The organism is Kitasatospora indigofera (assembly GCF_014655955.1).
Taxonomy (GTDB): domain Bacteria; phylum Actinomycetota; class Actinomycetes; order Streptomycetales; family Streptomycetaceae; genus Kitasatospora; species Kitasatospora indigofera.
Genome location: NZ_BNBO01000003.1, coordinates 207,220 through 231,782, shown reverse-complemented (window position 1 = coordinate 231,782; position 24,563 = coordinate 207,220). Strand labels below are relative to the sequence as shown.

Annotated in this window: 21 protein-coding genes and 1 tRNA gene; 13 read left to right on the top strand and 9 right to left on the bottom strand. The window is 74.2% G+C overall.

From position 1 onward, the window contains the following. Positions 1–172 precede the first annotated feature (172 nt). The 4 genes from IE329_RS04760 (at position 173) to IE329_RS04745 (ending at position 3,539) form a co-directional block, all read left to right on the top strand. A complete protein-coding gene (locus tag IE329_RS04760) occupies positions 173–1,321 on the top strand; it encodes an NAD-dependent epimerase/dehydratase family protein (protein WP_370882240.1) in 1,149 nt (382 codons plus the stop codon). 163 nt (positions 1,322–1,484) lie between these two features. Further along, a complete protein-coding gene (locus IE329_RS04755) occupies positions 1,485–1,943 on the top strand; it encodes a molybdenum cofactor biosynthesis protein MoaE (protein WP_073926217.1) in 459 nt (152 codons plus the stop codon). Between the two features lie 276 nt (positions 1,944–2,219). Next, positions 2,220–2,414, top strand: a complete 195-nt coding sequence (locus IE329_RS04750) for a hypothetical protein (protein WP_190209505.1) — start codon at positions 2,220–2,222, stop codon at positions 2,412–2,414. 42 nt (positions 2,415–2,456) lie between these two features. Then, entirely contained in the window at positions 2,457–3,539 is a 1,083-nt protein-coding gene (locus IE329_RS04745; protein ID WP_190209504.1) for a YlbL family protein, read from the top strand. Positions 3,540–3,670: 131 nt separating this feature from the next. Here the strand turns inward: IE329_RS04745 and IE329_RS04740 are convergent, their stop codons facing one another. Next, a complete protein-coding gene (locus IE329_RS04740) occupies positions 3,671–4,234 on the bottom strand; it encodes a PPA1309 family protein (RefSeq protein WP_190209503.1) in 564 nt (187 codons plus the stop codon). A gap of 196 nt (positions 4,235–4,430) precedes the next feature. Here IE329_RS04740 and IE329_RS04735 point away from each other — a divergent pair, with 196 nt between their 5' ends. From IE329_RS04735 to IE329_RS04725, 3 genes are all read left to right on the top strand, one after another. Next, positions 4,431–7,358 (top strand): UPF0182 family membrane protein, encoded by a 2,928-nt coding sequence (locus IE329_RS04735; RefSeq protein ID WP_190209602.1) that lies wholly within the window; start codon positions 4,431–4,433, stop codon positions 7,356–7,358. Between the two features lie 112 nt (positions 7,359–7,470). Then, a tRNA-Met gene (locus IE329_RS04730) sits at positions 7,471–7,544 on the top strand. A gap of 478 nt (positions 7,545–8,022) precedes the next feature. Further along, on the top strand, positions 8,023–9,993 hold the full coding sequence (locus IE329_RS04725; RefSeq protein ID WP_190209502.1) for a tetratricopeptide repeat protein: 1,971 nt from the start codon (positions 8,023–8,025) through the stop codon (positions 9,991–9,993). Between the two features lie 144 nt (positions 9,994–10,137). On the opposite strand, the gene IE329_RS04720 is transcribed toward IE329_RS04725, so the two are convergent. After that, positions 10,138–10,548, bottom strand: a complete 411-nt coding sequence (locus IE329_RS04720) for a Fur family transcriptional regulator (RefSeq protein ID WP_190209501.1) — start codon at positions 10,546–10,548, stop codon at positions 10,138–10,140. A gap of 124 nt (positions 10,549–10,672) precedes the next feature. Between IE329_RS04720 and IE329_RS04715 the strand changes: the two genes are divergently transcribed. Continuing rightward, entirely contained in the window at positions 10,673–12,151 is a 1,479-nt protein-coding gene (locus IE329_RS04715; protein WP_190209500.1) for a catalase, read from the top strand. 86 nt (positions 12,152–12,237) lie between these two features. On the opposite strand, the gene IE329_RS04710 is transcribed toward IE329_RS04715, so the two are convergent. The 7 genes from IE329_RS04710 to IE329_RS04680 all read right to left on the bottom strand — a co-directional run bounded on the left by IE329_RS04710 (position 12,238) and on the right by IE329_RS04680 (position 19,286). Next, entirely contained in the window at positions 12,238–12,588 is a 351-nt protein-coding gene (locus IE329_RS04710; protein WP_190209499.1) for a DUF742 domain-containing protein, read from the bottom strand. Then, positions 12,585–14,498 (bottom strand): sensor histidine kinase, encoded by a 1,914-nt coding sequence (locus tag IE329_RS04705; protein WP_190209498.1) that lies wholly within the window; start codon positions 14,496–14,498, stop codon positions 12,585–12,587. Before IE329_RS04705 ends, IE329_RS04710 begins: the two co-directional genes overlap by 4 nt. Positions 14,499–14,717: 219 nt before the next feature. Continuing rightward, positions 14,718–15,515 (bottom strand): histidinol-phosphatase, encoded by a 798-nt coding sequence (gene hisN / locus IE329_RS04700; RefSeq protein ID WP_190209497.1) that lies wholly within the window; start codon positions 15,513–15,515, stop codon positions 14,718–14,720. Positions 15,516–15,618: 103 nt separating this feature from the next. Next, positions 15,619–15,942: a DMT family transporter gene (locus IE329_RS04695; RefSeq protein ID WP_190209496.1), complete on the bottom strand. Its 324-nt coding sequence runs from the start codon at positions 15,940–15,942 to the stop codon at positions 15,619–15,621. A gap of 171 nt (positions 15,943–16,113) precedes the next feature. Then, positions 16,114–17,169 (bottom strand): ribosome small subunit-dependent GTPase A, encoded by a 1,056-nt coding sequence (gene rsgA, locus IE329_RS04690; RefSeq protein WP_190209495.1) that lies wholly within the window; start codon positions 17,167–17,169, stop codon positions 16,114–16,116. A gap of 16 nt (positions 17,170–17,185) precedes the next feature. After that, entirely contained in the window at positions 17,186–18,517 is a 1,332-nt protein-coding gene (gene aroA / locus IE329_RS04685) for a 3-phosphoshikimate 1-carboxyvinyltransferase (protein WP_190209494.1), read from the bottom strand. A gap of 40 nt (positions 18,518–18,557) precedes the next feature. Beyond that, a complete protein-coding gene (locus IE329_RS04680; protein WP_190209493.1) occupies positions 18,558–19,286 on the bottom strand; it encodes a M50 family metallopeptidase in 729 nt (242 codons plus the stop codon). Positions 19,287–19,481: 195 nt separating this feature from the next. Here IE329_RS04680 and IE329_RS04675 point away from each other — a divergent pair, with 195 nt between their 5' ends. From IE329_RS04675 to IE329_RS04655, 5 genes are all read left to right on the top strand, one after another. Beyond that, positions 19,482–20,234, top strand: a complete 753-nt coding sequence (locus tag IE329_RS04675) for an SOS response-associated peptidase (RefSeq protein WP_190209492.1) — start codon at positions 19,482–19,484, stop codon at positions 20,232–20,234. A 184-nt stretch (positions 20,235–20,418) separates the two neighbouring features. Further along, positions 20,419–21,078: an alpha/beta hydrolase family protein gene (locus tag IE329_RS04670; protein WP_190209491.1), complete on the top strand. Its 660-nt coding sequence runs from the start codon at positions 20,419–20,421 to the stop codon at positions 21,076–21,078. Positions 21,079–21,416: 338 nt separating this feature from the next. Continuing rightward, the gene (locus tag IE329_RS04665) at positions 21,417–22,160 is read left to right on the top strand and encodes a sigma-70 family RNA polymerase sigma factor (RefSeq protein WP_079198137.1); all 744 of its coding nucleotides are present in this window, start codon (positions 21,417–21,419) and stop codon (positions 22,158–22,160) included. Further along, the gene (gene rsrA / locus IE329_RS04660) at positions 22,157–22,552 is read left to right on the top strand and encodes a mycothiol system anti-sigma-R factor (protein WP_190209490.1); all 396 of its coding nucleotides are present in this window, start codon (positions 22,157–22,159) and stop codon (positions 22,550–22,552) included. Before IE329_RS04665 ends, rsrA begins: the two co-directional genes overlap by 4 nt. Positions 22,553–23,027: 475 nt before the next feature. Next, complete coding sequence (locus IE329_RS04655; protein WP_413789712.1) at positions 23,028–24,551, top strand: HD-GYP domain-containing protein; 1,524 nt, start codon at positions 23,028–23,030, stop codon at positions 24,549–24,551. The last annotated feature ends 12 nt before the right edge of the window (positions 24,552–24,563 follow it).

Genomic DNA, 24,563 nt, shown 5'->3' with positions numbered 1-24,563 from the left:
CGGGGAAGTCTGCAGGCCCGGGGCGGTGGAAGGAGTCGGAACTCACAGCCGGTGAGCGGCTCCCGCACGGACCGGCCCGCGCGGGGTGCACCGCCGGGCCTTCGCCTCGGGCAGGATGGACGGTACGTAACACTCGTACGTACGCACATAAGCTAACCGTGGAGGATGGCCGGTGAGTTCCCCGCCTTCGGACGTTCGCTCTGGGCTGACCGGAGGTGAGGACGACCCACGCACCACGGTGTCGCCGCCTCCAGCCTACGGCGGCAAGCCGCTGACCGTGGCCGTCACCGGTGCCGCCGGTGTGCTCGGTGAACGGGTCGCGGCCCGGCTGGTGGCCTCGCCCGGGGTCCGCAAGGTGCTGGCCGTCGACGACCGGCGGGGCGAGGTGCCGGGCGTGCAGTGGCGTGTCCTGGACGTCCGCGACCCGGCGGTGGCCGAGCGCCTGGCCGGGGTGGACGTGGTCGTCCACCTGGCGATGGACCTGGGGATGGAGACCGACCCGCGGGCCCGGAGCGCGTACAACGTACGGGGCGCGCAGACGGTGCTGACCGCCTCCGCGGCCGCCGGGGTGGGCCGGGTGGTGCTCTGCACCTCCGCGATGGTCTACGGGGCGCTGCCGGACAACGAGGTGCCGCTCGCCGAGGACTCCGAGCTGCGGGCCACCGAGGAGGCCTCGCTGGTCGGCGACCTGCTGGAGATCGAGCGCCTGGCCCGCCGGGCCCCGCGGGCCCACCCGGGCCTCCAGGTCACCGTGCTCCGTCCGGCCGTGGTGGTCGGCCCGGGCGTCGACACCGTGCTGACCCGGCACTTCGAGGCTCCCCGGCTGCTGGTGGTGGCGGGCTCGCGGCCCTGCTGGCAGTTCTGCCACGTGGACGACCTGGCGGCGGCACTGGAGTACGCCGCGCTCGGCCTGGTCGAGGGCGAGGTGACGGTCGGCTGCGACGGCTGGCTGGAGCAGGAGGACGTCGAGAAGCTCTCCGGCATCCGGCGGATGGAGCTGCCCGCCTCGCTGGCGCTCGGCACCGCCGCCCGGCTGCACCGGCTGGGCCTGACCCCGGCCCCGGCGGGGGACCTCGCCTACACGATGTACCCCTGGGTGGTGTCCGGCAGCCGGCTGCACGAGGCGGGCTGGCGTCCGGCCCACTCCAACGAGCAGGTGCTGGCCGAGCTGCTGGCACAGGTCGCCGGCAAGCACGCGGTGGCCGGCCGGCGGCTGGGCGGCAAGGAGGCCGCCACCAGCCTGGGGGCGGCGGGTGCCACGGTGGCCCTGGTCGGTACGGCGGCGCTGGTGCGCCGGGCCCGCAAGCGGCGCCGCTTCTGAGGCGTCCGGCCCGCCCGCCAGCCCGTCCGCCAGCCCGTCCGTGCGCGGGGCGGCACGCGGCCTTCCGGCGCGGGTGCCCGGGCACGGTGGCGGCCCGGGACATTCTCACGATGCGAAATTTCGGAATCGTGATGCGGAAGGGCCTTGCCCAGGCCCGCCCGGGATGAGGAATCATGGGGGCATGTCCGAGAACCACGACCCCATCCGCCTGCTCGCGATCCGCGAGACCCCGCTCTCCCTCGACGAGGTGTACGAGGCGGTCGGTGACGACGCGGCCGGCGGGACCACCGTCTTCGTCGGGACGGTCCGTGACCACGACGGCGGCAAGTCGGTCGCCGCGCTGGAGTACAGCTGCCACCCGACGGCCGAGCAGGAGATGCGCCGGATCGCCGAGAAGGTCGTCGCGGACTTCCCCGTCCGGGCGCTCGCCGCGGTGCACCGGATCGGCCGGCTGGAGATCACCGACAAGGCCGTGATCGTCGCCGTCTCCTGCGCCCACCGGGGCGAGGCCTTCGCCGCGGCCCGCCGCCTGATCGACGACCTCAAGCACGAGGTGCCGATCTGGAAGCACCAGGTCTTCTCCGACGGCGAGGAGGAGTGGGTCGGCGCCGGCTCCTGCTGAGCGCCCGGCCCCCCGCTCCCTCCGCCGGCACCCTCCTGCCGTTCGCGTGCCCGTCGGCACCCGCCCGGCCCCCGCCGCCCCGCCGCCCCGCCGCGTCCGCCCGCCGGCTCCCGGGCGTGCCCTCCTCACCCGTTCGGCCGTGGCCGCGGAGGTGGCCGGAGGCCGCCTCCCGGGGCTGTGGGCGGGTTGTCGGCGCCGTAACCCGGATGGCGCCACGCCCGTTGTTCGTGTGGGTGGTTAATCTGCTCATAGACACGACGAGCTGGGAGTTCGGATATGGGTGCGCTCGCCTGGTTGATCATTCCCGCGGTCGCCGCGGTGCTCGCCTCGATGTGGGCGCTCTGGGCGGCCCGGGCCCCCAAATCCGCCGGTGATCCGGCCTCGCTGGCCGAGCACCAGCGCTTCCTGGCGGCGATGGAGCGCACCACGGCCGCGCCCGGTGCCGCCCCCACGGACCGCCTGGGCCGGTAGCCCGGCGGGCGCCCGGCCACCGGCGTCCCGTACTGTCGAGCCATGCCACGCCGCTCTGCGACGATGCTCGCCGCCACCCTGCTGCTGATAGCCCTGCTCTGCGTCTCCGTGCTCATGAAGGTGCCGTACACGGAGATGAGCCCCGGGCCGACGTACAACACGCTCGGTGTGCAGGACAAGACGGGCCGGCCGGTGATCACCATCACCGGCCACGAGTCGTACCCGACCACCGGTCACCTCAACATGACGACCGTCCAGGTGACCGGTGCGAAGTACGAGCCGAGCCTGGTCTCGGCGGTGGTGGGCTGGCTGCGCGGCGACGTCCTGGTGGTGCCGCACGAGAACGTGTACCCGCCCGGGCAGACCGACAAGGAGGCGCAGCAGCAGAACGCCGAGGAGTTCGCCTCCTCCGAGGACAGCGCCAAGACGGCCGCCCTCGGCGAGCTGGGCATCCCGATGGGCAGCGAGGTGATCGTCGCCTCGGTGGTGGCCGGCGGGCCCTCCGACGGCAAGCTGCACGCGGGCGACCGGATCGTCTCGGTGGACGGCACCGTGGTGACCGCGGAGGACCAGGTCGCCAAGCTGGTCACCAAGCACAAGCCCGGCGAGAACGTGGTCTTCACCGTCGTCCCGCGCGGCAAGGACAGCACGGCGCCGGACCAGGGGCAGCCGACCGACGTCACCATCACCACGGCCAAGGCCTCGGACGGGGACCGCGCCATCGTCGGGATCGGCCCCGACACCAAGCACACCTACCCGTTCCAGATCGACATCGGCCTCCAGGACGTGGGCGGGCCGAGCGCCGGGCTGATGTTCTCGCTCGGCATCATCGACAAGCTGACCCCGGAGGACCTCACCGCCGGCAAGTTCGTGGCCGGCACCGGGACGATCACCGACGACGGCAAGGTCGGGCCGATCGGCGGCATCGCGATGAAGCTGATCGCCGCCCGCGACGCCGGCGCGCAGTACTTCTTCACCCCGGCCGACAACTGCGCCGAGGCCGCCGGGGCCACCCCGAGCGGGCTCACCCTGATCAAGGCGGAGACCCTGGACGGCGCACTGAAGTCGCTGGAGCAGGTCCGCTCCGGGCAGACCGCGGCGCTGCCCTCCTGCGGCAAGGGCTGAGCCGCCCGGCGCGGGCCTCCGGGCCGGGCGGGCGGGCTGCGGCACGGGCGGGCTGCGGCGCGGGCTGCGCAGGGTCGCGCCGGGCCGGACGGCCGCGCGGGGCCCGCACGGCCGTCCCGGTCCCGGGATGGTCAGGCGAAGGTGGCCAGCAGCGCGTCGGTCAGGCCCGGCACCAGGTCGGGGCCGGTCAGCACCTCGCGCGCGACGTCCTTGGAACGCAGCCGCAGCGCCGTCTCCCGCTTGCCGTCGCGCAGCACGGCGGCGGTGATCCGCACCTCCTCGCGCTTGGGGTGGTTCGCCACCCACTCGGCGAGCTGGGCCTCGGTGGCGTTCTTCGGGCGGCTCTGCTCGGCGCCCGGCGGGAGCATCAGGCGCTCGACCACCAGCGCGCAGCCGGCGATCATGTCGGGCCAGGCGATCGTCCCGAGGAACTTGTCCAGCTCCATGCCGGCCGGCAGCTCGTCCTGCTCGATCGGGGTGAGGCCGGGCTCGTCGGTGTCCGCCAGCCCGAGCTGCTTGGCCAGCTTGGGGTCGGCCTTGCGCAGCTGGGCGCTGTCCACCAGGGCGAACAGCCGGGCCGGGAGGTCCCAGCCGAGGGTGGAGGCGTACTCGTCGATCTCCAGCGCGGCCCTGGTCAGCGGGGTGGCGGCGGGGAGGCTGGAGACGTCGGACGGGGTGTTGGAAGCATCGGACATGCCTCAATCCTCACACGGGGCGGGCGGCCCCGGCGCCCGGCGCTCCCGGTCCCGGCGGCGGCCCCCGGGCCCCGGCCCGGGGAACCGGTACCGAACCGACAGCAAAGCCTGGGAACTCAGGTAAAGACTGATTAAGTTGCATGGAGGACCGAACGATTCGAGACGACACAGCCGAGGTGCCACCGTGGTGTTCCAGATGCCCGACCGCTCAGGACCGGGCTTCCGGCCGAGAGTCGGCCCGCCCTCACGGCGCACCCGGGTGCTCCTGCTGACGGTGGGCGTGCTCGCGGTGCTGTTCCTGCTGTTCGTCATGTTCGCCGGTTTCTGGACGGACTGGCTCTGGTTCAAGTCCGTCAGCTACTCCTCGGTCTTCACCACCCAGCTGTGGACCAAGGTCGGGCTGTTCGCGGTGGTGGGCCTGCTGATGGCGCTGTTCGTCGGCACCAACATCTGGCTCGCCCACCGGCTGCGCCCGCCGCTGTCCGCGATGTCGGTCGAGCAGCAGAGCCTGGACCGCTACCGGTCCGGGATCGCCCCCTTCAAGCGCTGGGCGCTGATCGGCGTCTCGCTGGTGGTCGGCCTGATCGCCGGCGCGGCCGCCTCCGGCCAGTGGCGCACCTGGCTGCTGTTCACCAACGGCACCTCCTTCGGGGTCAAGGACAGCCAGTTCAACCTGGACGTCTCCTTCTACGCCTTCGAGCTGCCGTTCTACGAGTTCATGCTCGGCTTCGCCTTCAGCGCGGTGATCGTCGCGCTGCTGGCCTCCGTGCTGGTCCACTACCTGTACGGCGGCCTGCGGCTGCAGGGCCCCGGCCGCCGGGCCAGCGTCGGCGCCCAGGGGCACCTGGCGGTGCTGCTCGGCGTCTTCGTCCTGCTCAAGGCGGCGGCCTACTGGCTGGACCGGTACGCGCTGGCGGTCAAGACCGGCTCCTACAAGGGCGTGGACGGCTGGACCGGCCTGCGCTACGTCGACGCCAACGCCTTCCTGCCGGCCAAGACCATCCTGTTCTTCGTCGCGGTCATCTGCGCCGTGATGTTCTTCCTGACCCCGCTGCGCCGCACCTGGGTGCCGGCGCTGATCGGCTTCGGGCTGATGGCGCTCTCGGCGGTGCTGATCGGCGGCGTCTACCCGGCGATCGTGCAGCAGTTCCAGGTCAAGCCGAACGAGCAGGCCAAGGAGACGCCGTACATCCAGAAGAACATCGACGCCACCCGGCAGGCCTACGGCATCGCGGACAGCCAGACCCAGCCCTACACGCCGCAGGCCAGCACCACCGCGGACGCCCTGAAGCCGGACGCCCAGACCATCGCGGACATCCGGCTGCTGGACCCGAACGTGGTCTCGCCGACCTTCCAGTCGATCGAGCAGCAGCGTTCGTACTACGCCTTCCCGAGCACGCTGGACGTCGACCGCTACGGCAACGGCGCCAGTGCCCAGGACACCGTGATCGGCCTGCGCGAGCTCGACCTGAGCGGCGTCCAGGGCGACAAGCGGAACTGGATCAACGACCACTTCAAGTTCACCCACGGCTACGGCGCGGTCGCGGCCAAGGGCAACCAGGTCAACGACAAGGGCCAGCCGGTCTTCACCGAGTCGAGCCTGCCGGCCACCGGTTCGCTGGGCGACTACCAGCAGCGGATCTACTACGGCGAGAAGACCGGCACGTACTCGATCGTCGGCGGCTCCAACCAGGAGATCGACTACACCACCGACAGCGGGGACAAGCTCTACCAGTACACCGGGGGCAGCGGCGTCTCGCTGAACAACCCGTTCACCCGGGCCGCGTACGCGGTGAAGTTCGCCGAGCCGCAGATCCTCTACGCGGGGGCGATCACCGACGGCGCCAAGGTGATCTACGACCGCACCCCCAAGGAGCGGGTCGAGAAGGTCGCTCCCTGGCTCTCCATCGACGCCGACCCGTACCCGGTGGTGCAGGACGGCAAGCTGGTCTGGGTGCTCGACGGCTACACCACCTCGGACGGCTACCCGTTCGCCTCGAAGACCACCCTGGGTGCGGTCACCAAGGACTCGCTGACCAACCAGCGCGGTGAGCTGCTCACCGCGGCCAACAAGGTCAACTACATCCGCAACTCGGTCAAGGCCACCGTGGACGCGTACACCGGCGAGGTGACGCTCTACCAGTGGGACGACGCCGACCCGGTGCTCAAGACCTGGATGAAGGCCTTCCCCGACACCGTCAAGCCCAGGGCGGACATCCCCGGCACCCTGATGCCGCACCTGCGCTACCCGCAGGACATGTTCAAGGTGCAGCGCGAGCTGCTCGGCCAGTACCACGTGACGGACGCCGGCTCCTTCTTCAACGGCACCGACATCTGGCAGATCCCGGTCGACCCGACCAGCGACACCAAGCAGGTCCAGCCGCCGTACTACCTGACCGTCCGGATGCCCGACCCCGCGGTGACCTCGGCGAGCTTCTCGCTGACCACCACCTTCGTGCCCAGCGGGCGGGAGAACCTGGCGGCCTTCATGGCGGTCAGCGCGGACCCGGGCCCCGAGTACGGCAAGATCCGCATCCTCAAGGTGCCGGGCGACAGCAAGACCCTCGGGCCGAACCTCGTCCAGTCCCAGTTCAACTCCCGGCCGGAGGTCGCCAACCAGCTGACGCTGCTGAAGAGCGGCGGTGACTCCCAGCTGGAGTACGGCAACCTGCTCACCCTGCCGGTCGGCGGCGGGCTGCTGAACGTGGAGCCGGTGTACGTCAAGGGCCGCGGCGCCAAGTACCCGGTGCTGCAGAAGGTGCTCGCGGTGTACGGCAACGACAACGTGGCGTTCGAGAACACCCTGGAGGAGGCGCTGAAGAAGGTCTTCGCCGGTGTCTCCACCGGGACGACCACGCCGCCCGCCACCACGCCGACGACGCCCACGACGCCCACCACGCCGACGACGCCGACCAGCCCCGCCACGCCGCCGGCCGCGGGCAGCAACGATCCCGCGGTGCAGAAGGCGCTGCAGGACGCCCAGAAGGCGATCACCGACAGCCAGGAGGCGCTGAAGGCGGCCCAGAAGGCCCTCCAGGACGCGCTGAACGCCCAGCAGAAGGCGGCTTCGCCGGCCGCCTCGCCGCCCCCGGCCGCGACCCCCTCGCCGGGGGCCACCCCGTAGCTCGGGGCCGGCCGCGCGCGGTCGGGCGGAACGGGGCCGTGAACCGAGCCGGGCAGCCTGCCCGGCTCGGTTCACGGCCCCGTCCGTGATCGTGCTAGAGTTCAACTACCGACGCGGGGTGGAGCAGCTCGGTAGCTCGCTGGGCTCATAACCCAGAGGTCGCAGGTTCAAATCCTGTCCCCGCTACAAAGGCCGAAGGCCCGGAGGATCTTTCCTCCGGGCCTTCGGTGTTGTGCGGCCGGAAGGGTGGCCGCCCGGGGTGTCCCGGCCGGGCGCCGCCCCGGCGGCGGTGCCTTCGGTACCATCTAGCGTTGCTCGCCCGATCCGTACCGGTCGGGCCGGGCGGGAGATCTGTCCGGGTGTCGCCAAGGGAGCCGACCAACGCCGGCCGCCGGTGCGGCCCCGCTGCCGTTCGGTGGCGAACACTCACCATCGGGGCCCTGGTGGGGGTTTGTGAGGCTGAAGTGTCGGGAAATCGACAAAGCACTGAAGCAATCCCGCCGGCTTCGGCCCGCACCACCAAAATTGGCCGGGGCAGGTGTACGCGGGTTGCGGGTGATGCGACGATGGAGCACATGGGGTACGGGGCGCGGCTGTTGACCGGCCGTCGGTTCCGCTCTGCCCCCGGCAGATGCCGCGACACTCTGGGGGAGCGGGAGTCGGCATGAAGCTGATCGGAAAGAACGGACCAGGGAGCAAGCCCGTCACGGCCGAACCGGACACCGAGGGCTGGGCGCAGAGCCCGGACCCCGAGGGCGCGGAAGGCCTGCCGGGCGCCCTGCCGGCCCAGCGCACCAGCGGCCTGGCGGATCGCCGGCCGTCGGCCGGCTACGGCCCCGACAGCCTCGTCCACGTCTCCGCCCAGCAGTTCGCCGCCGGCATCGGCCCCTACACCGGGCGCGCGGACGCGCCCGGCGGTGAGGACCCGGACCAGGACGGCGCCACCTTCGAGCGCGCCCTCGCGGCCCGCGAGCAGGCCGCGCTGGAGAGCCGCCACCGGCAGGCCGCCGACGAGGGCGACACCGACGCCGCGAGCCGGCTCGGCGCGCTGCTGCTGCGCCGCGGCGACCTGGAGGACGCCGAGCCGTACCTGCGCGCCGCCGCCGCGGCCGGGGTGCGCGCCGCCGCCAACAACCTCGGCGTGCTGCTGCACCAGCAGGGCCACCGGGCCGAGGCCGCCCAGTGGTGGCGGCAGGCCGCCGTGGCCGGCAGCGCCCCCGCCGCGCACGCCCTCGGCCTGCAACTGCGCGACCAGGGCGAGGAGGAGGCCGCCGAGTACTGGCTGCACTTCGCCGCCGACCACGGGCACCCGCTGGGGGCGTACGCGCTGGGTGACCTGATGGAGCACCGGCGCGACGTGCGCGCCGAGCGCTGGTTCAAGGTGTCCGCCGACGCCGGCCACCGGGAGGCCGCCTACCGGCTCGCCCGGATGCGCGAGGCGGCGGGCGACAAGGACACCGCCGAGACCTGGTACCGCACCGCCGCCGCCCGCAGCCACGCCCGCGCCTCGCTGCGCCTGGGCGTGCTGCTGGAGGAGCGCGCGCAGGGCGACCCGGCGCTGATGGAGGAGGCGGCGCGCTGGTACCGCCAGTCCGCGCAGAACGGCGAGGCCAGGGCGGCCTGCGCGCTGGGCTTCCTGATGCGTGACGCCGGCGACCTGACGGCCGCCGCCGAGTGGTGGCAGGAGGCGGCCGAGGCCGGCGACGGCAACGCCGCCAACGCGCTCGGCGCGCTGCACGCGGGCCGCGGCGAGGCCGCGGTCGCCGAGCACTGGTACCGCCTGGCGCTGGACGCCGGCGACCAGAACGGCGCCTTCAACCTCGGGCTGCTCTGCGCCGGCGCCGGCCGCGACCAGCAGGCCGAGCAGTGGTACCGGCGGGCGGCCTACGCCGGCCACCGGGAGGCCTGCAACGCGCTGGCCGTCGTCCTGCTGCAGCGCGGCGACGAGTCGGGCGCCGAGCCGTGGTTCTCCAAGGCCGCCGAGGCGGGCAGTGTGGACGGCGCCTTCAACCTCGGCGTGCTGCACGCCGGGCGCGGGGAGCAGCAGCAGGCGCACGAGTGGTACGCGCGCGCCGCCGCGGAGGGGCACGGCGAGGCCGCCCTCCAGCTGGCCGTCGTCCAGGAGCAGCGCGGCAACCTGCCGGGCGCCCTGGAGCGCTACCGCCAGGCGGCCGGCGGCGGTTCGCCCGAGGGCTGCTTCCGGCTGGCCTCGCTGCTGGACCGGCGCGGCGACGCCGACACCGAGGCCGAGCACTGGTACGCGGTCGCGGCCGACGCGGGCCACCGCCGGGCCCAGGTCCGGATGGGCGTGCGGGCCGCCGAGCGCGGTGCGCTGGAGATCGCGGAGAGCTGGTACCGCCGGGCGGCGGAGGCCGGCAGCCGGAGCGCGGCCTTCAACCTGGGCCTGCTGCTGGCCCGTCAGGACAGCGAGGCCGAGGCGATGCTCTGGTACACCCGGGCGGCGGACGCCGGCCACGGGCGGGCCGCGCTGCGGCTGGCCCTGCTGGCGCTGCGGCGCGGGGAGCCGGTGCAGGCGGAGAACTGGTGCCGGCGGGCGGCGGACTACGGTCCGGCCGAGGTGGCCGAGCGGGCGGGCCGGCTGCTGGGCGCGCTGCACGCCGAACTCAGCGCCTGAGCCGCCCCCGACCGGTCGGGGGCCTCTTCCCGGCGGGCCGGGCGGGCCGGGGCAGGGCCCTGGCCACGGGCGTGAGTGCCCGGTCCGGCCGGTCCGATGCGGGCCGGGGTGCCGGAGTCGCCGGCTGCCCGGGCGGGCAGCCGGCTAGCGACAGTCGGGACAGAGCCCGCGGTAGGTGACCTCGGCGCCCGAGAGGGTGAAGCCGAAGCGCTGGTCGGCCGGGAGCGCGGCGACCGGGTCGCCCAACGGGTGGACGTCGCGGATGGCGCCGCAGCCCGAGCAGATCAGGTGCTGGTGCGCCTGGTGGGCGTTGGGGTCGTACCGCTTGGCGCGCCCGTCGGTGGCGACCTCCAGGACCTCGCCGAGGGTCACCAGTTCGCCGAGCGTGTTGTAGACGGTCGCCCGGGAGATCTCGGGCAGCCGGGAGACGGCGCGGGCGTGCACCTCGTCGGCGGTGAGGTGGACGTGGTCGCCGTCGAGCACCTCGGCCACGACCCGCCGCTGTGCGGTCAGGCGCCAGCCGCGCATGCGAAGTCGTTCCAGCAGGTCACTCATGGAGCCAGGGTAGCAAGGGCTGTCTTTCTCCGGAACAGCTCCGGACTTCGGCCATGTATTGACTTAGACAAAGTCCAAGCTAGGCTGAGGCTCCTCACGACCGGACGACGCGGAGGTCTCCCCGATGACTGCCCAGGACGAGCTGCGGCCCACGCTGACCACGGAGGCGGGCGCGCCCGTGGCCGACAACCAGAACACCGAGACCGCGGGCACCGGCGGCCCCGCCCTGATACAGGACCAGCTCCTCTTCGAGAAGCTCGCGCACTTCAACCGCGAGCGCATCCCGGAGCGCGTGGTGCACGCCCGCGGCGCCGCCGCCTACGGCACCTTCACGGTGACCGGCGACGTGACCGCGTACACCCGGGCGGCCTTCCTGTCCGAGGTCGGCAAGGAGACCGAGACCTTCCTGCGCTTCTCCACCGTGGCCGGCAACCTCGGCTCGGCCGACGCCGTCCGCGACCCGCGCGGCTTCGCGCTGAAGTTCTACACCGAGGAGGGCAACTACGACCTGGTCGGGAACAACACCCCGGTGTTCTTCATCAAGGACGCCATCAAGTTCCCGGACTTCATCCACACCCAGAAGCGGGACCCGTACACCGGCTCCCAGGAGGCCGACAACGTCTGGGACTTCTGGGGCCTCTCGCCCGAGGCGACCCACCAGGTCACCTGGCTCTTCGGCGACCGCGGCATCCCCGCCTCCTACCGCCACCTGGACGGCTTCGGCTCGCACACCTACCAGTGGCAGAACGAGGCCGGCGAGCACTTCTGGGTGAAGTACCACTTCAAGACCGACCAGGGCATCAAGAACCTCACCAGCGAGGAGGCGGCCGTCCTCGCGGGCACCGACCCCGACTCGCACCAGCGCGACCTGCGCGAGTCGATCGAGCGCGGCGAGTTCCCGAGCTGGACGGTCAGCGTCCAGATCATGCCGGCCGCCGACGCCGCGACGTACCGCTTCAACCCCTTCGACCTGACCAAGGTCTGGCCGCACGCGGACTACCCGCTGGTCGAGTTCGGCAAGCTGGAGCTCAACCGCAACCCCGACAACGTCTTCGCCGAGGTCGAGCAGTCGATCTTCTCGCCCTCGCACTTCGTGCCCGGCATCGGCCCTTCCCCGGACAAGATGCTCCAGGGCCGCCTGTTCGCCTACGCGGACGCCCACCGCTACCGGGTCGGGATCAACGCCGACCACCTGCCGGTGAACCGCCCGCACGCCACCGAGGCGCTCACCAACAGCCGGGACGGCCACCTCTACGACGGCCGCCACGGCCGCCGCAAGAACTACGAGCCGAACAGCTTCGGCGGCCCGGTCGAGACCGGCCGCCCGCTCTGGGCCGCGACCGCCGTCACCGGCACGACCGGCAGCACCGAGGCCCCCTCGCACAGCGAGGACGACGACTTCGTGCAGGCCGGCAACCTCTACCGGCTGTTCGGCGAGGACGAGAAGGCCCGGCTGATCGGCAACCTGGCCGGCTTCATCGCCAAGGTCTCCGCCGACCGCGACGACATCGTCGAGCGGGCGGTCGAGAACTTCCGCCGGGCCGACGCCGACTACGGCCGGCGCCTGGAGGCGGCCGTCCGCGAGCTGCGCAAGCAGAAGTAACCGCCCCCACGAACAGCGGGCCCCGGGACAGTTGCCACCACGCTGCCCGGGGCCCGCACCCACGACCGGGCCCGGCCGCCGCCCGGTCAGAGCCTGAGCAGCCCGTCCCGGATCCGCTCCAGCAGGGCCACCGACGGGCTCTCCGGCCCGTCCTGGTGGACCCGGACGTAGCGCTCCGCCGCCAGGTCCGCCACCAGCACCCGGGCCACCCCGAGCGGGGTCGGCAGCAGCGCCGCCAGCTCGGCCACCGAGCGGGGGTACTGGCAGAGTTCGACGATCCGGTGCCGTTCGAAGCCGAGCGGCGCGGTCAGCGCCGACGGCGGGGCCGACACCAGCGTCTCCAGCCGCAGCTCACCGGTGACCGGGCTGGTCCGGCCGCCGGTGACGATGAACGGACGGACCACCTCCCCGGTCTCGTACTCGCCCCCGGCCGTCACCGTGCCTCACCGACCAGCGTGGGCCGGGCCTCCCGGGCCAGCAGCGCGCCCGGCAGCAGCACCGTCGCCGTCACCCCGTGCACCGGCGAGGGGGTCAGCCGGACCTCGGCGCCGAGCCGGACGGAGAGCCGGCCGACCACGTAGTGCCCGAGCAGCCCCGAGCTGCCGACCAGGAAGCTCTCCCGGCCCGCGAGGCGGGCGTTGGCCCGCTCCAGCCCGGCCTCCGTCAGGCCGGTCCCGTGGTCGACGACGGCGACCAGGTACCCGGTGGCGGTGAGCCGCGCGAAGACCTCGACGTCGGTGTCCGGCGCCGAGGCGGCCAGCGCGTTCTCGATCAGCTCGGCCAGCAGGTGCGCCACCTCGGCGACCGCCCCGCCGTCCAGCAGCGCCTCGTCCACCTGGCGGAGCACCACCCGCCGGTAGTCCTCCACCTCGCCGAGCGCGGCCCGGACCACGTCGCCCATGCCGACCGGCCGGGCCCAGCGGCGCGGGCTGGGCTCGCCGACCAGCACGAGGACGCTCTCGGCGTTGCGCCGCATCCGGGTCGCCAGGTGGTCCAGCTCGAACAGGTTGGCCAGCACGCCCGGGTCGTGCTCGGTGCGCTCCAGGCCGGAGAGGAAGCCGAGCTGACGGGTCACCAGGGCCTGGTTGCGGCGGCCCAGGCCGGCCAGCGAGCGGGTGCTGTTGCGCTCCAGGACGGACTGTTCCACGGCGAGCCGCACGGCCGTCCCCGCCAGCCGGTCCAGCGCGGCGCCGACCTCGGCCAGCTCCGCCGCCCGGCCGGGGCGCTCCGGGGCGGGCAGGGCGGCGGCCTCGGCGAGGTCCTGGTCGGGGCCGGCGCCCTGGATCCGTGCGACCGCGTCCGGCAGCACCCGGTCGGCGAGCCGGCCGGCCTCGGCGGCCAGCGCGGCCAGCGGGCGGGTGACCGAGCGGGTGGCGGCCAGCCCGAGGGCCCCGGCGCCGAGCGCGGCGGCCAGCGCCAGCGCGACGTCCAGGACGAGTGAGCGCAGGGCCGCCGAGCGAAGCCCGTCCGCCCGGTCCAGGCTCTCCTGCGCGGCCTGCGCCCCGACCTGCTGGAGGTCGTCGACGAGGGTGCTCGCCGCCCGCCACCAGTCGGCCGGGGTCACCGGCAGGCGGTCGGCGGCGAATCCGGCCAGGGCCTGCTGCTCCATCCCGGCGACGGAGACCGCGGCCGGGGTCCGCAGGGCGGCGTCCAGCGCACTCGTCCGGGCCGCCGTGGCGGTGCGCGGCACCTGCGCCAGGGCGGCGTTCTTCACGGCCGTGATCCGGACGAACGACGGGTAGTCGGCACCCTTGAACGAGCCGGCCGCCAGGACCCCGTTGAGGGTGCCCCGCTCCAGCGCCGCCGCCTCGGTGGCGTCGGTCAGCGCCCGCAGGGTGGTCAGCGAGGCCTGCAGCCGGTCGTCGCCGGAGGCGCCGAGGCCGGCGAAGGCCGCCGAGGTCAGGCCGGTGATCGCGTCGGTGAAGAAGCCGAGCGCGTCGGCCCGGGTCGCCGTCCCGGTGTCGGCCCGGCCGCGCAGCTCGGCGAGCCGGGCGAGGCCGGACAGCGCGGACCGGACGGCGTCGGCGCCGGGCGGGCCGGCCGCCAGCCGCTGGTCCAGCGTCCGGCGGGCCTGGTCGGCGCCGGCCCGCCGGCTGCCGAGCTGGGCGCGGAAGCTCTCGTCGCCGCCGAGCAGGCCGGCGGTCAGCCCGCGTTCGAGCTGGAGCTGGTGCACCAGGCTCTCGGTGGTGACGGCCAGCGCCACCCGGTCGCTGCTGCGGCCGGCCTCGGAGTACCGGGCGGCCTGCCCGGCGGTGCCGAGCGAGGCCAGCACCACCAGGGCCCCGGTGGGCAGGGCGAGCAGCAGGGCGAGCCGGTGGCGGATGGTGCGGATGCGGAACGTACGCACGTCGGGGATCCCCTAGGCGGGCGGCCCGGCGGGGTGGGCGCACGGGGGGAGTGGGGCGCGGCTGCGGAACCGGCCTTGACCCGTCGAGCCTAGGGGGCGCTGATTGCCGCCGGGTTGCCGTGAACCCCGCACCGCCCGGCGGCAGTTGATGAGCAGTCGGCAACCCGGCGGACCAGCGGCCGAAACACGTTCGTCAGACGCCCCGCCCGGCCCGTCCGCTCAGACGCCGAGCCGGCGCAGCGCCTCGTCGTGCAGGATGCCGTTGGAGGCCACCGCGTCCGCGCCGCCGGGGCCGGGCACCCCGTCCAGGCCGGTGAAGCGGCCGCCCGCCTCCTGCACCACGATGCAGGGCGCGGCCATGTCCCACAGGCTGAGCTCGGGTTCGGCGGCGATGTCCACCGAGCCCTCGGCGACCATCATGTACGACCAGAAGTCCCCGTACGCCCGGGTGCGCCAGCAGGCCCGGGTGAGGTCCAGGAACGGGTCGAGCCGGCCGCGCTCCTCCCAGCCGCTGAGCGAGGAGTAGGAGAACGAGGCGTCCGCCAGCCGGGAGACGCCGGAGACGTGGATCCGGGAGGCCTTGGCCAGGCTGCGTCCGGCGTAGGCGCCGAGGCCCTCGGCGGCCCACCAGCGGCGGTTCAGCGCGGGGGCCGAGACCATGCCGACGACCGGCCGCTCCTCGCCGTCGGCGCCGGTCTCCAGCAGGGCGATCAGGGTGGCCCAGACCGGGACGCCGCGGATGTAGTTCTTGGTGCCGTCGATCGGGTCGATCACCCAGCGGCGCGGGCCGGAGCCCTGCATGCCGAACTCCTCGCCGAACACCGCGTCGCGCGGGCGGGCCCGCTGGAGCACGCCCCGGACCAGCTCCTCGGCGGCCTTGTCGGCGTCGCTGACCGGGGTCAGGTCCGGCTTGGTCTCGATCTTGAGGTCGAGCGCCCGGAAGCGCTCCAGGGTGATCGAGTCGGCCGAGTCGGCGAGGACGTGGGCGAGACGGAGATCGTCGTGGTAATCGGCCATGGTCGAAACAGTAGCGAGGTGCCCGGCATCCCGACAGTCGGGCCCGGTTGCCGGACAACCGTGTCGCGGGGCGGCCGCGCCGGGGGCCGCAGGGCCGGCCGGATCAGTGCCCGCTGCCGCTGAGCTGCAGGCCGACCACGCCGGCGATCACCAGGCTGATCGAGACCAGCTTGAGGACGGAGGAGGACTCTTCGAGGAAGACCATGCCGTAGATCGCGGTGCCGGCCGCGCCGATGCCGGTCCAGACCGCGTAGGCGCTGCCCACCGGCAGGCTCTTCAGGGAGAGCGTGAGGAGGCCGAAGCTGCCGAGGGCGAAGGCGCAGAAGCCGATGGTGGGCCAGAGCTTGGTGAAGCCCTCACTGAGTTTCAGGTTGATCGCGAAACCTGTCTCCAGCAGGCCGGCGAGGATCACCAAGGCCCATGCCATCGCGCTGACTCCCTGTCGATCGACGGGTCGGGCCGGTACGGCCGACTTTCCTATGATCACCAGAGCGGGCCGCTCCGACACCTCGCGGCGCACCGCAATCCGGACGGGACCGGCTCCCGGGCGTGACGCCGGGGCCCGCACCGGTCGTGCGGACCCCCTGGTGACCGCCGGTCAGTCGCCGTCCCGGGTGTCCTTGGAGGAGAGCAGCCGCCGCAGCGAGTACAGCCGGGCCTGGTCGGCGTGGCCGTCCGCGACCCAGGCGTCCAGCGCGCAGTCCTTCTCGTCGTGGCTGCAGGCCCGCGGGCAGTCGACGGTGCCCGGCTCCAGGTCGGGGAAGGCGTGGATCACCCGGGACGGGTCGATGTGCGAGAGCCCGAACGAGCGGAAGCCCGGGGTGTCGATCACCCAGCCCGGGTCCAGCGCCTTCTTCGAGCCGGGCTTCACGCCGGGCGGCGGCGGCAGCCGCAGGGCCAGCGCGGAGACGGTGGTGTGCCGGCCGCGGCCGGTCACCGCGTTGACCACGCCGGTGCTCCGCTGGTGCAGCGGGACGAGGGCGTTGACCAGGGTGGTCTTGCCCACCCCGGAGTGGCCGATGAACACCGTCGACCGCCCGCGCAGATGCGCCCGGACCGCCTCGGCGCCCTCGGTGGCCAGCTCGTCCCGCCGGGTCACCACGTAGGTGATGCCGAGCGGCGCGTACGACTCCAGCAGCGGCCCGGCCGGCGCCAGGTCGGACTTGGTGAGCACCAGGATCGGCTCCATGCCCGCGTCGTACGCCGCCACCAGGCAGCGGTCGATCAGCCGGGGCCGGGGCTCCGGGTCGGCCAGCGCCGTGACGATGGCCAGCTGCTGGGCGTTGGCGACGACGATCCGCTCGTACGGGTCGTCGTCGTCGGCGGTCCGGCGCAGCACCGAGGTGCGCTCCTCCACCCGGACGATCCGGGCCAGCGTGTCCGGCTCGCCGGAGAGGTCGCCGACGATGTTGACGACATCGCCCACCACCACGCCCTTGCGCCCCAGCTCACGGGCCTTCATCGCCACGATCTCGCGCTCGTTCTTCGTCCCCGCGTCGACCAGGCAGGTCAGCCTGCCGCGGTCGACGGTGAGGATCATCCCTTCCGCGGCGTCGTCGTGCGTGGGGCGGATCCGGGTCCGCGGCCGGGAACCCTTGCGGCCCGGGCGGTTGCGGATGTCGTCCTCGTCGGCGTCCTTGCCGTAGCGGCGCATGTGCTCAAGTCTCCGCTCAGGCCCTCGCCGCCGCCCCCGTGAGGAGGTCCAGCCACATCTGCGGGAAGTCCGGCAGGGTCTTCGCGGTGGTGGCGATGTTCTCCACCTCCACCCCCTCGACGGCCAGGCCGACCACGGCGGCGGCGGTGGCCAGCCGGTGGTCCTCGTAGGTGTGGAAGACACCGCCGTGCAGGGGGCGCGGGCGGATCCGCAGGCCGTCCTCGGTCTCGGTGACGTCGCCGCCGAGGTCGTTCAGCTCCTTGACCAGCGCGGCCAGGCGGTCGGTCTCGTGCAGGCGCAGGTGGGCGATGCCGTACAGGTGGGACTCGGAGTCGGCCAGCGCCGCCACGGCCGCGATCACCGGGGTGAGCTCGCCGACGTCGTGCAGGTCGGCCTCGATGCCGTGGATCTTGCCGGTGCCGGTGAACTCCAGGCCCTCGTCGGTGAAGCGGCACGAGCCGCCCATCCGGGTGTAGATCTCGCGCAGCTGGTCGCCCGGCTGGGTGGTGTGGGCCGGCCAGTCGCGGACGGTCACCCGGCCGCCGGTCACCAGCGCGGCGGCGAAGAACGGCGCGGCGTTGGAGAGGTCCGGCTCGACCACCATGTCGCGGCCGAGCAGGGCGCCGGGGGTGACCCGCCAGACGTCCTTCTCGCCGCCGTCCTCGGGGGCGTCGACCTGCACGCCGGCCAGCCGCAGCATCTCCACGGTCATCCGGATGTGCGGCAGCGAGGGCACCGGGCCGCCGACGTGCCGCACCTCCACTCCCTGGTTGTAGCGGGCGCCGGAGAGCAGCAGCGCGGACACGAACTGGGAGGAGGACGAGGCGTCCAGCTCGACCGGCCCGCCGTCCAGCGCGCCCGAGCCGTGCACGGTCAGCGGGAACGACCCGCGCCCCCCGTCGTCGATCCGGGCCCCCAGTGCGCGCAGGGCGTTGATCACACCGTGCTGGGGGCGCTCGTAGGAGCGCGGGTCGCCGTCGAAGTGCACCGGGCCGTCGGCCAGCACCGCGAGCGGCGGCAGGAAGCGCATCACGGTGCCGGCGTTGCCCACGTCGATCCGGGCCGGGCCACGCAGCACCGGCGCCGGGATGACCCGCCAGGCCTCGCCGCCGCCGCTGCCGCCGGTCGCGTTGTTGACCGTCTCCTCGATGCCGACGCCGAGCGCCCGCAGGCCGTCGGCCATCAGCTGGGAGTCGCGGCTGCGCAGCGGGCGGCGCACCCAGCCGGGCTCGCCGGCCAGCGCGGCCAGCAGCAGCGCTCGGTTGGTGACCGACTTGGAGCCGGGGATGGTCACGGTCGCGTCAACGGCGGTGGTCGCGACGGGGGCGGGCCACAGGGTGTCGGTCATAGGGGCCAGTTTAGGGGCCGTACGGGGAGGGCCTCCGCGCCTACCCGAATGGCGGGACGGGACCGACCAGCCAGCTGCCGCCCAGGCCCAGGCAGGCGAGGGCCACCACCAGGAAGACGGTCACCCAGACGAGCGCGGCGACGCCGGTCAGCCGGGCCAGCTGGTCCGCGTCCGAGTCGCGCGCGCCGCCGTGCCGGCGCTTGCGCTGCAGCTCGGCGACCGGGCGGACCCCGCCGAGCAGCAGGAACCAGACGCCGAGGTAGGCGAAGGCGCCCTGCAGCTCGCTGCTGCCGTACCAGGAGACCAGGAAGAACGCGGCGCCGGTGGCCACCACCGAGAGCAGCCCGAAGGCGTTCCTGATCATGATCAGCAGGCCGGCCAGCAGGGCGATCGAGATCCACAGCAGCGCGGTGGTGTGGCCGGCCGCCAGCAGCGCGGCCCCGCCCAGGCCCAGCAGCGAGGGCGCGGTGTAGCCGGCCGCGGCGGTGAGGATCATGCCGGGACCGGTGGGCTTCCCGGAGGACACGGTCAAGCCCGAGGTGTCCGAGTGCAGCCGGATGCCGGAGAGCCGGCGGCCGGTGAGCAGCGCGGTCAGGCCGTGGCCGCCCTCGTGCGCGATGGTCACCACGTTGCGGGTGATCCGCCAGACCGGCTGCGGCAGCACGGCGAGCAGGGCGAGGCCGGCGCTGCCGAGCGCGATCCACTGCGGCGGGGCGGGCTGGGTGCCGAGGACGCGGTCCCACACCTCGGCGATGCTGTGTCCGTCCATGCCTGCGGGTCTCGCCTCCGGTCGTGCTCGTCACGGTGCCGTCCGGCTCGGTGCCGGTGCCGGGGTCGGTGCGGGGGCCGGTCCGGCGCCCGTCGGGGTGGCAGCCTCCCATGCCAGGACGGTGCCCGGGTAGCCGTCGGTTCTGATCCGTGGATGAGGAAGTGGTGAAAGCGGCCCGCGTGGCAAGCTGACGGGATGTGCGGTCGCTTCGCCTCCACCACCAAGCCCGAGGACCTGGTCGAGATCTTCGGCGTCGAGCAGTGGGACCCGGCCGAGACGCTGGCCCCCAGCTGGAACGTCCCGCCGACCCGGGCCGCCTTCGCGGTGCTGGAGCGCCTGCCCAAGGGCGGCACGCGGCCGGTGCGCCAGCTGCGGGTGCTGCGCTGGGGGCTGGTGCCGGCCTGGGCGAAGTCCCCGGAGTCGGCGGTCAAGATGATCAACGCCCGGGCCGAGACGATCCACGAGAAGCCCTCCTACCGGCAGGCCTTCGCCTCCCGGCGCTGCATCGTCCCGGTCGACGGCTACTTCGAGTGGCAGACCCTCCCCGGCGGCGGCAGCCGGCCGCCCAAGCAGCCGTACTTCGTCAGCCGCGCGGACGGCGGCGTGCTGGCGCTGGCCGGCGTCTACGAGTTCTGGCGCGACCGTGCGCACCCGGCCGGCCACCCCGAGGCCTGGCTGGTGACCTGCAGCATCGTCACCACGGCCGCCGAGGAGACGCTGGCCCCGATCCACGAGCGGATGCCGCTCTTCCTCGACCCGGCCGCCTTCGACGACTGGCTCGACCCCCGGCTGAGCGACCCGGACGAGCTGCTGCCGCTGCTCGTCCCGCCGGCCCCGGGCGCGCTGCTCGCGGCGCCGGTGGCGGCCGCCGTCGGCAGCATCCGCAACGACGGGCCCGAGCTGGTCCGGCCGCTGGACGCCGAGGAACTGGTCACCACCTTGTTCTGAGCCGTTCCGCGTGCTGAGCGGTTCCGCCCTCCCGTCCTCTCCTCCGCGTCCGCCCTCCCGCCCTCCTCCGCCCCTCTCCTCCGCGTCCCCCCTCCTCCCCTCCTCCTCGTCCCGTCCTCGTCCAGCCCGGTCCCCTCTCTCCCGCCCGGTCCAGCCGGGCCGCCCCGGTACGGAGCCCCGCGCCATGCAGACCACCGACCCCGTCCTCGTCCCCACCCCCGCCGGTGACGCCCGGATCAGCTACGCCCCGGCCCGCGGCCCCGCGAAGGCGCTGCTCGCCCTCGGCCACGGCGCCGGCGGCGGGATCGAGGCCCGTGACCTCCAGGCGCTGGCCGCCGCGCTGCCGCCGCTGGGGATCACCGTGGCGCTCGTCGAGCAGCCCTGGCGGGTGGCGGGCAAGCGGCTCGCGCCGGCGCCGAAGACCCTGGACGCGGGCTGGCTCCCGGTCGCGGCCGTGCTGGCGGAACAGGGCCTGCCGGTGGTGGCGGGCGGCCGCAGCGCCGGGGCCCGGGTCGCCTGCCGGACGGGAGCGGCGACCGGGGCGGTCGGCGTGCTGGCGCTGGCCTTCCCGCTGCATCCCCCGGGCAGGCCGGAGAAGAGCCGGGCCGGGGAGCTGCTGGAGTGCGGGTTGCCGGCCCTGGTGGTGCAGAGCGTGGCGGACCCCTTCGGCGGGCCGGCCGAGTTCCCCGAGCTGCCGGCCGGGCAGCGGCTGGTGGCCGTGCCGTACGGGAGCCACGGTTTCGAGGTGCCCAAGCGGGCGCCGGTCGGGCAGGCCGAGGTGCTGGAGACGATCACGGACGCGGTCGGCGCCTGGGTCCTGGGACTGGTCGGACGGCCCTCCTGACCCGCGCCCGAACCGCACCCGAACCGGTCCCGGGCCGGTCGTGAACCGCGCGGCGCCCGGTCCGGGGCGGACCCCGGGGCGTACCGGCCGGGCGGCCGGAATGCCCGGGAATGCGGGCGAGGGCGGCATGGTTGTCACCCTCGTCAGCTTCAGTCCCGGTGGAAAGGCAAGTGCAGATGGGTTCGATCGTGTGCCCCGAGCGGCCTGACGAGCGCGCGGTCGAGAACGGCTTCGTCCCGTCCTGGTCCGAGTGGCTTGTCGCGGGCGAGAAGCCCGTCAGCCCGATATCCTCCATTTCGGGACGGCCCACCGTGGGCCATGCCCGTTATGCCGAGGAGGTGGGTCCGGTCGTCGGGACCGAGCACGAGGCCGATCCGGGTACGGACCCGCGCGAGGGCGTGCCCACAGGTGAGGCGCTCACCGGCGAGGAGCTGGCCGAGGCGATCGGTGAGGACACCTTCCGGGTGTCCGCGGAGGAGAGCGAGGAGGCCCGGCGGGAGCGCTTCGAGCGCGACGCCCTGGGCTACCTGGACCCGATGTACTCGGCGGCGCTGCGGATGACCCGCAACCCCGCCGACGCGGAGGACCTGCTCCAGGAGGCGTTCGCCAAGGCGTACGCGTCCTTCCACCAGTTCCGTGAGGGCACCAACCTCAAGGCCTGGCTGTACCGCATCCTCACCAACACCTTCATCAACTCGTACCGCAAGAAGCAGCGGGAACCCCAGCGCACGGCGGCCGAGGAGATCGAGGACTGGCAGCTCGCCCGGGCCGAGTCGCACATGTCGACCGGCCTGCGTTCGGCGGAGACCCAGGCACTCGACCACCTGCCCGACAGCGACGTGAAGGACGCCCTCCAGGCCATCCCGGAGGAGTTCCGCATCGCCGTCTACCTCGCCGATGTCGAGGGGTTTGCGTACAAGGAGATCGCGGACATCATGGGTACACCCATCGGTACGGTGATGTCCCGGCTGCACCGTGGCCGCCGTCAGCTGCGCGGCATGCTGGAGGACTACGCCCGTGAGCGCGGGCTCGTCCCCGCCGGCACCGGGGCAGGGCAGGAAGCGAAGGGCTCGGGCTCATGAGCTGCGGCGATCCGCACGACACCGAGTGTGGCGAGGTCCTCGACCACCTCTACGAATTCCTCGACAACGAGATGGCCGAGGGCGACTGCGCCAAGCTGCGCGTGCACTTCGACGAGTGCTCGCCGTGCCTGGAGAAGTACGGCCTCGAACAGGCCATCAAGGCACTGATCAAGCGCTCCTGCGGCTGCGACGACACCCCGGCGGACCTCCGCGGCAAGGTGCTGGCCAGGATCGACTCGATCCGGGCCGGGCAGCGCCCGGGCGAGGCCCTCGTGGTGACGGTCGAGACGACCGTCGAGATGACGGCCGAGCCCACCCCCGCCCCCGCACCCGCCCGCGAGTCCCGGTCGGCGCCGTACGCGGCCGCCGAGGCGAGCAGCGCGTCGGAGTGACCGGCCGCCGGACGTGCCGACGCCCCGCGCGCCGGCCGCCCGGCCCGGGGGTGCCCGACCCGTCGGAGCGGTGAACGGCCCGCCTGACGGTGGGCCGTGCCCCTCGCAGGGCTGCCCCTCCGCGCTGCGGCCGGTCGCGCTGCGGCCCTGGACGGCGCCGGCACGACACCGCCCCACGACGAGCCGGCGTACCGAAGGCCCCGGGAGCACGCTCCCGGGGCCTTCGGCCTGCCCGGCCGCGAACCCCTGACCACCCGTTTCACTCGTTCGGGTGAGTTGGGGCTGCGCCAGCAGGGCCATTCCGCGATCATGCGTCCCCACGCCGGGGCGGAGGCCTATCCTCCTGACGAAACCCGCCGCCGCGCCACCCGACGCGTCGAGGGCGGCGTGGACCAGGACGGCGGGGGAGGCCGGGATCGCTACCGACACTGTTGGCCCGGACCTGCCGGCCGGAGCCGTCCGCTACCTCGTCGCCCTGCCCGCCCTCGTCCTGCCGCTGGTCGCGTACTGCTGCGCCCTGCCGCTGCTGCCCGCCGGAGCGGCCGTGCTGCCCCGCTGGCTCGGCGCCCCGGTCGACTGGCCCAAGGTCGGGCTGCTCGCCTTCCTGCACGCCTGCTGGGAGTCGGTCGCCCAGGGCCTGCCCACCCCCTGCCTGCAGATGCTCCTGCGCACCCGGGCCCGGCTGCTCGGCCGCCGCCCCCCGCCCCGCCGCGCCCCGGCCCGGCCCGGCGCCTACACCTTCTTCCCGGTGCTCTTCGCGGGGCTGCTGATGCTCCCGCCCGCCGCCGCCGCCCTGGTGGCCGTACCGGCCGCGCTCGCCGCCGGCGCCGCCCCGCCCGCCGCCGCCCGCCGGTGCTGGAACGCCGCCCAGCTGGCGCTCTCCGCCTTCGCCGCCGCCGGGGCCTTCCACCTGCTGGCCGGGCCCAGACTGCTGCTCGGCTCGCGCTTCCCCGGGGCGCTGCTGCCCGCCTTCGCCGCCGTCGCGGTGTTCTGCCTGGTCAACAGCGTGCTGGTGGGCGGCATGCTGGCGCTGGCCGAACGCCGGCCGCCGGCCGTCCTGCTCCGCGGCGCCACCGCCGCGATCGGCCTGCCCGTCCTGGTGCACGCGGCCGGCGCCCTGATGGTCGCCGTGCTCTGGCAGGGACCGTACGGTGCCTTCGCGGCGCTGCTCGCCCTGCTGCCGCTCACCATCTCGGCCTGGGTGCTGGCCCAGGGCCACCGCGAGCGCGACACCCACCAGGCGACCGTCCAGGCCCTGGTGCAGGCGGTCGAGATCAAGGACGCCTACACCCGCGGGCACAGCGAACGGGTCGGCCGGGCCGCCGTGCTGATCGCCCGCCAGCTGGGGATGGAGCCCGAGCGGCTGCGCACCCTGCGCTTCGCCGGGATCCTGCACGACGTCGGCAAGCTGGGCGTCGCCACCGAGCTGCTGCGCCGCAACGGCCCGCTGACCGAGGAGGAGCGGCGGGCGGTCGAGGTCCACCCGGTGTACGGGTACGAGCTGGTCCGCGGGATCGCCTTCCTCGGCGAGGCGCACGCCGGCATCCTGCACCACCACGAGCGGATGGACGGCCGGGGCTACCCGAGCGGCCTGGCCGGGGACGGGATCCCCGAGTTCGCCCGGATCATCTCGGTCGCGGACGCCTTCGACTCGATGACCTCCACCCGCTCGTACCGGCGCGGGCGCCCGGTGGCCGAGGCGGTCACCGAGCTGGAGCGCTGTGCGGGCAGCCAGTTCGACCCGGTGATGGTGCGGGCCCTGGTCGCCGCGGTCGGCGAGCACGGCTGGCAGCCCGCGCTGCCGCCGCCCGGCGGCTGGGCCGGGGAGGTCCCGGACATCCCGCTCGGCGTGCCGGAGCCGGCCCGCGGCGCCCCGCCCCGCCTCCCGGCCCAGGCCGACCGGCCGGCCCCGGCCGGCGAACCGGCCCGGGGCGGGCCTCCGGGCCCGGGCGGGACGGCGCCGGGCGGGACGGACGCACCGCAGGCCGGTCCGGCATGAGCCGCCGGCGCG

Excerpts from the sequence above, each read along its gene's own strand:
- IE329_RS04680 (WP_190209493.1), bottom strand. The coding sequence starts at position 19,286 with ATGGACGGACACAGCATCGCCGAGGTGTGGGACCGCGTCCTCGGCACC.
- IE329_RS04735 (WP_190209602.1), top strand. The coding sequence starts at position 4,431 with ATGCCCGACCGCTCAGGACCGGGCTTCCGGCCGAGAGTCGGCCCGCCC.
- IE329_RS04745 (WP_190209504.1), top strand. The coding sequence starts at position 2,457 with ATGCCACGCCGCTCTGCGACGATGCTCGCCGCCACCCTGCTGCTGATA.
- IE329_RS04670 (WP_190209491.1), top strand. The coding sequence starts at position 20,419 with ATGCAGACCACCGACCCCGTCCTCGTCCCCACCCCCGCCGGTGACGCC.
- IE329_RS04715 (WP_190209500.1), top strand. The coding sequence starts at position 10,673 with ATGACTGCCCAGGACGAGCTGCGGCCCACGCTGACCACGGAGGCGGGC.
- IE329_RS04720 (WP_190209501.1), bottom strand. The coding sequence starts at position 10,548 with ATGAGTGACCTGCTGGAACGACTTCGCATGCGCGGCTGGCGCCTGACC.
- IE329_RS04675 (WP_190209492.1), top strand. The coding sequence starts at position 19,482 with ATGTGCGGTCGCTTCGCCTCCACCACCAAGCCCGAGGACCTGGTCGAG.
- IE329_RS04755 (WP_073926217.1), top strand. The coding sequence starts at position 1,485 with ATGAGGAATCATGGGGGCATGTCCGAGAACCACGACCCCATCCGCCTG.
- rsgA (WP_190209495.1), bottom strand. The coding sequence starts at position 17,169 with ATGCGCCGCTACGGCAAGGACGCCGACGAGGACGACATCCGCAACCGC.
- IE329_RS04750 (WP_190209505.1), top strand. The coding sequence starts at position 2,220 with ATGGGTGCGCTCGCCTGGTTGATCATTCCCGCGGTCGCCGCGGTGCTC.
- IE329_RS04725 (WP_190209502.1), top strand. The coding sequence starts at position 8,023 with ATGAAGCTGATCGGAAAGAACGGACCAGGGAGCAAGCCCGTCACGGCC.
- IE329_RS04695 (WP_190209496.1), bottom strand. The coding sequence starts at position 15,942 with ATGGCATGGGCCTTGGTGATCCTCGCCGGCCTGCTGGAGACAGGTTTC.
- IE329_RS04740 (WP_190209503.1), bottom strand. The coding sequence starts at position 4,234 with ATGTCCGATGCTTCCAACACCCCGTCCGACGTCTCCAGCCTCCCCGCC.
- aroA (WP_190209494.1), bottom strand. The coding sequence starts at position 18,517 with ATGACCGACACCCTGTGGCCCGCCCCCGTCGCGACCACCGCCGTTGAC.
- hisN (WP_190209497.1), bottom strand. The coding sequence starts at position 15,515 with ATGGCCGATTACCACGACGATCTCCGTCTCGCCCACGTCCTCGCCGAC.
- rsrA (WP_190209490.1), top strand. The coding sequence starts at position 22,157 with ATGAGCTGCGGCGATCCGCACGACACCGAGTGTGGCGAGGTCCTCGAC.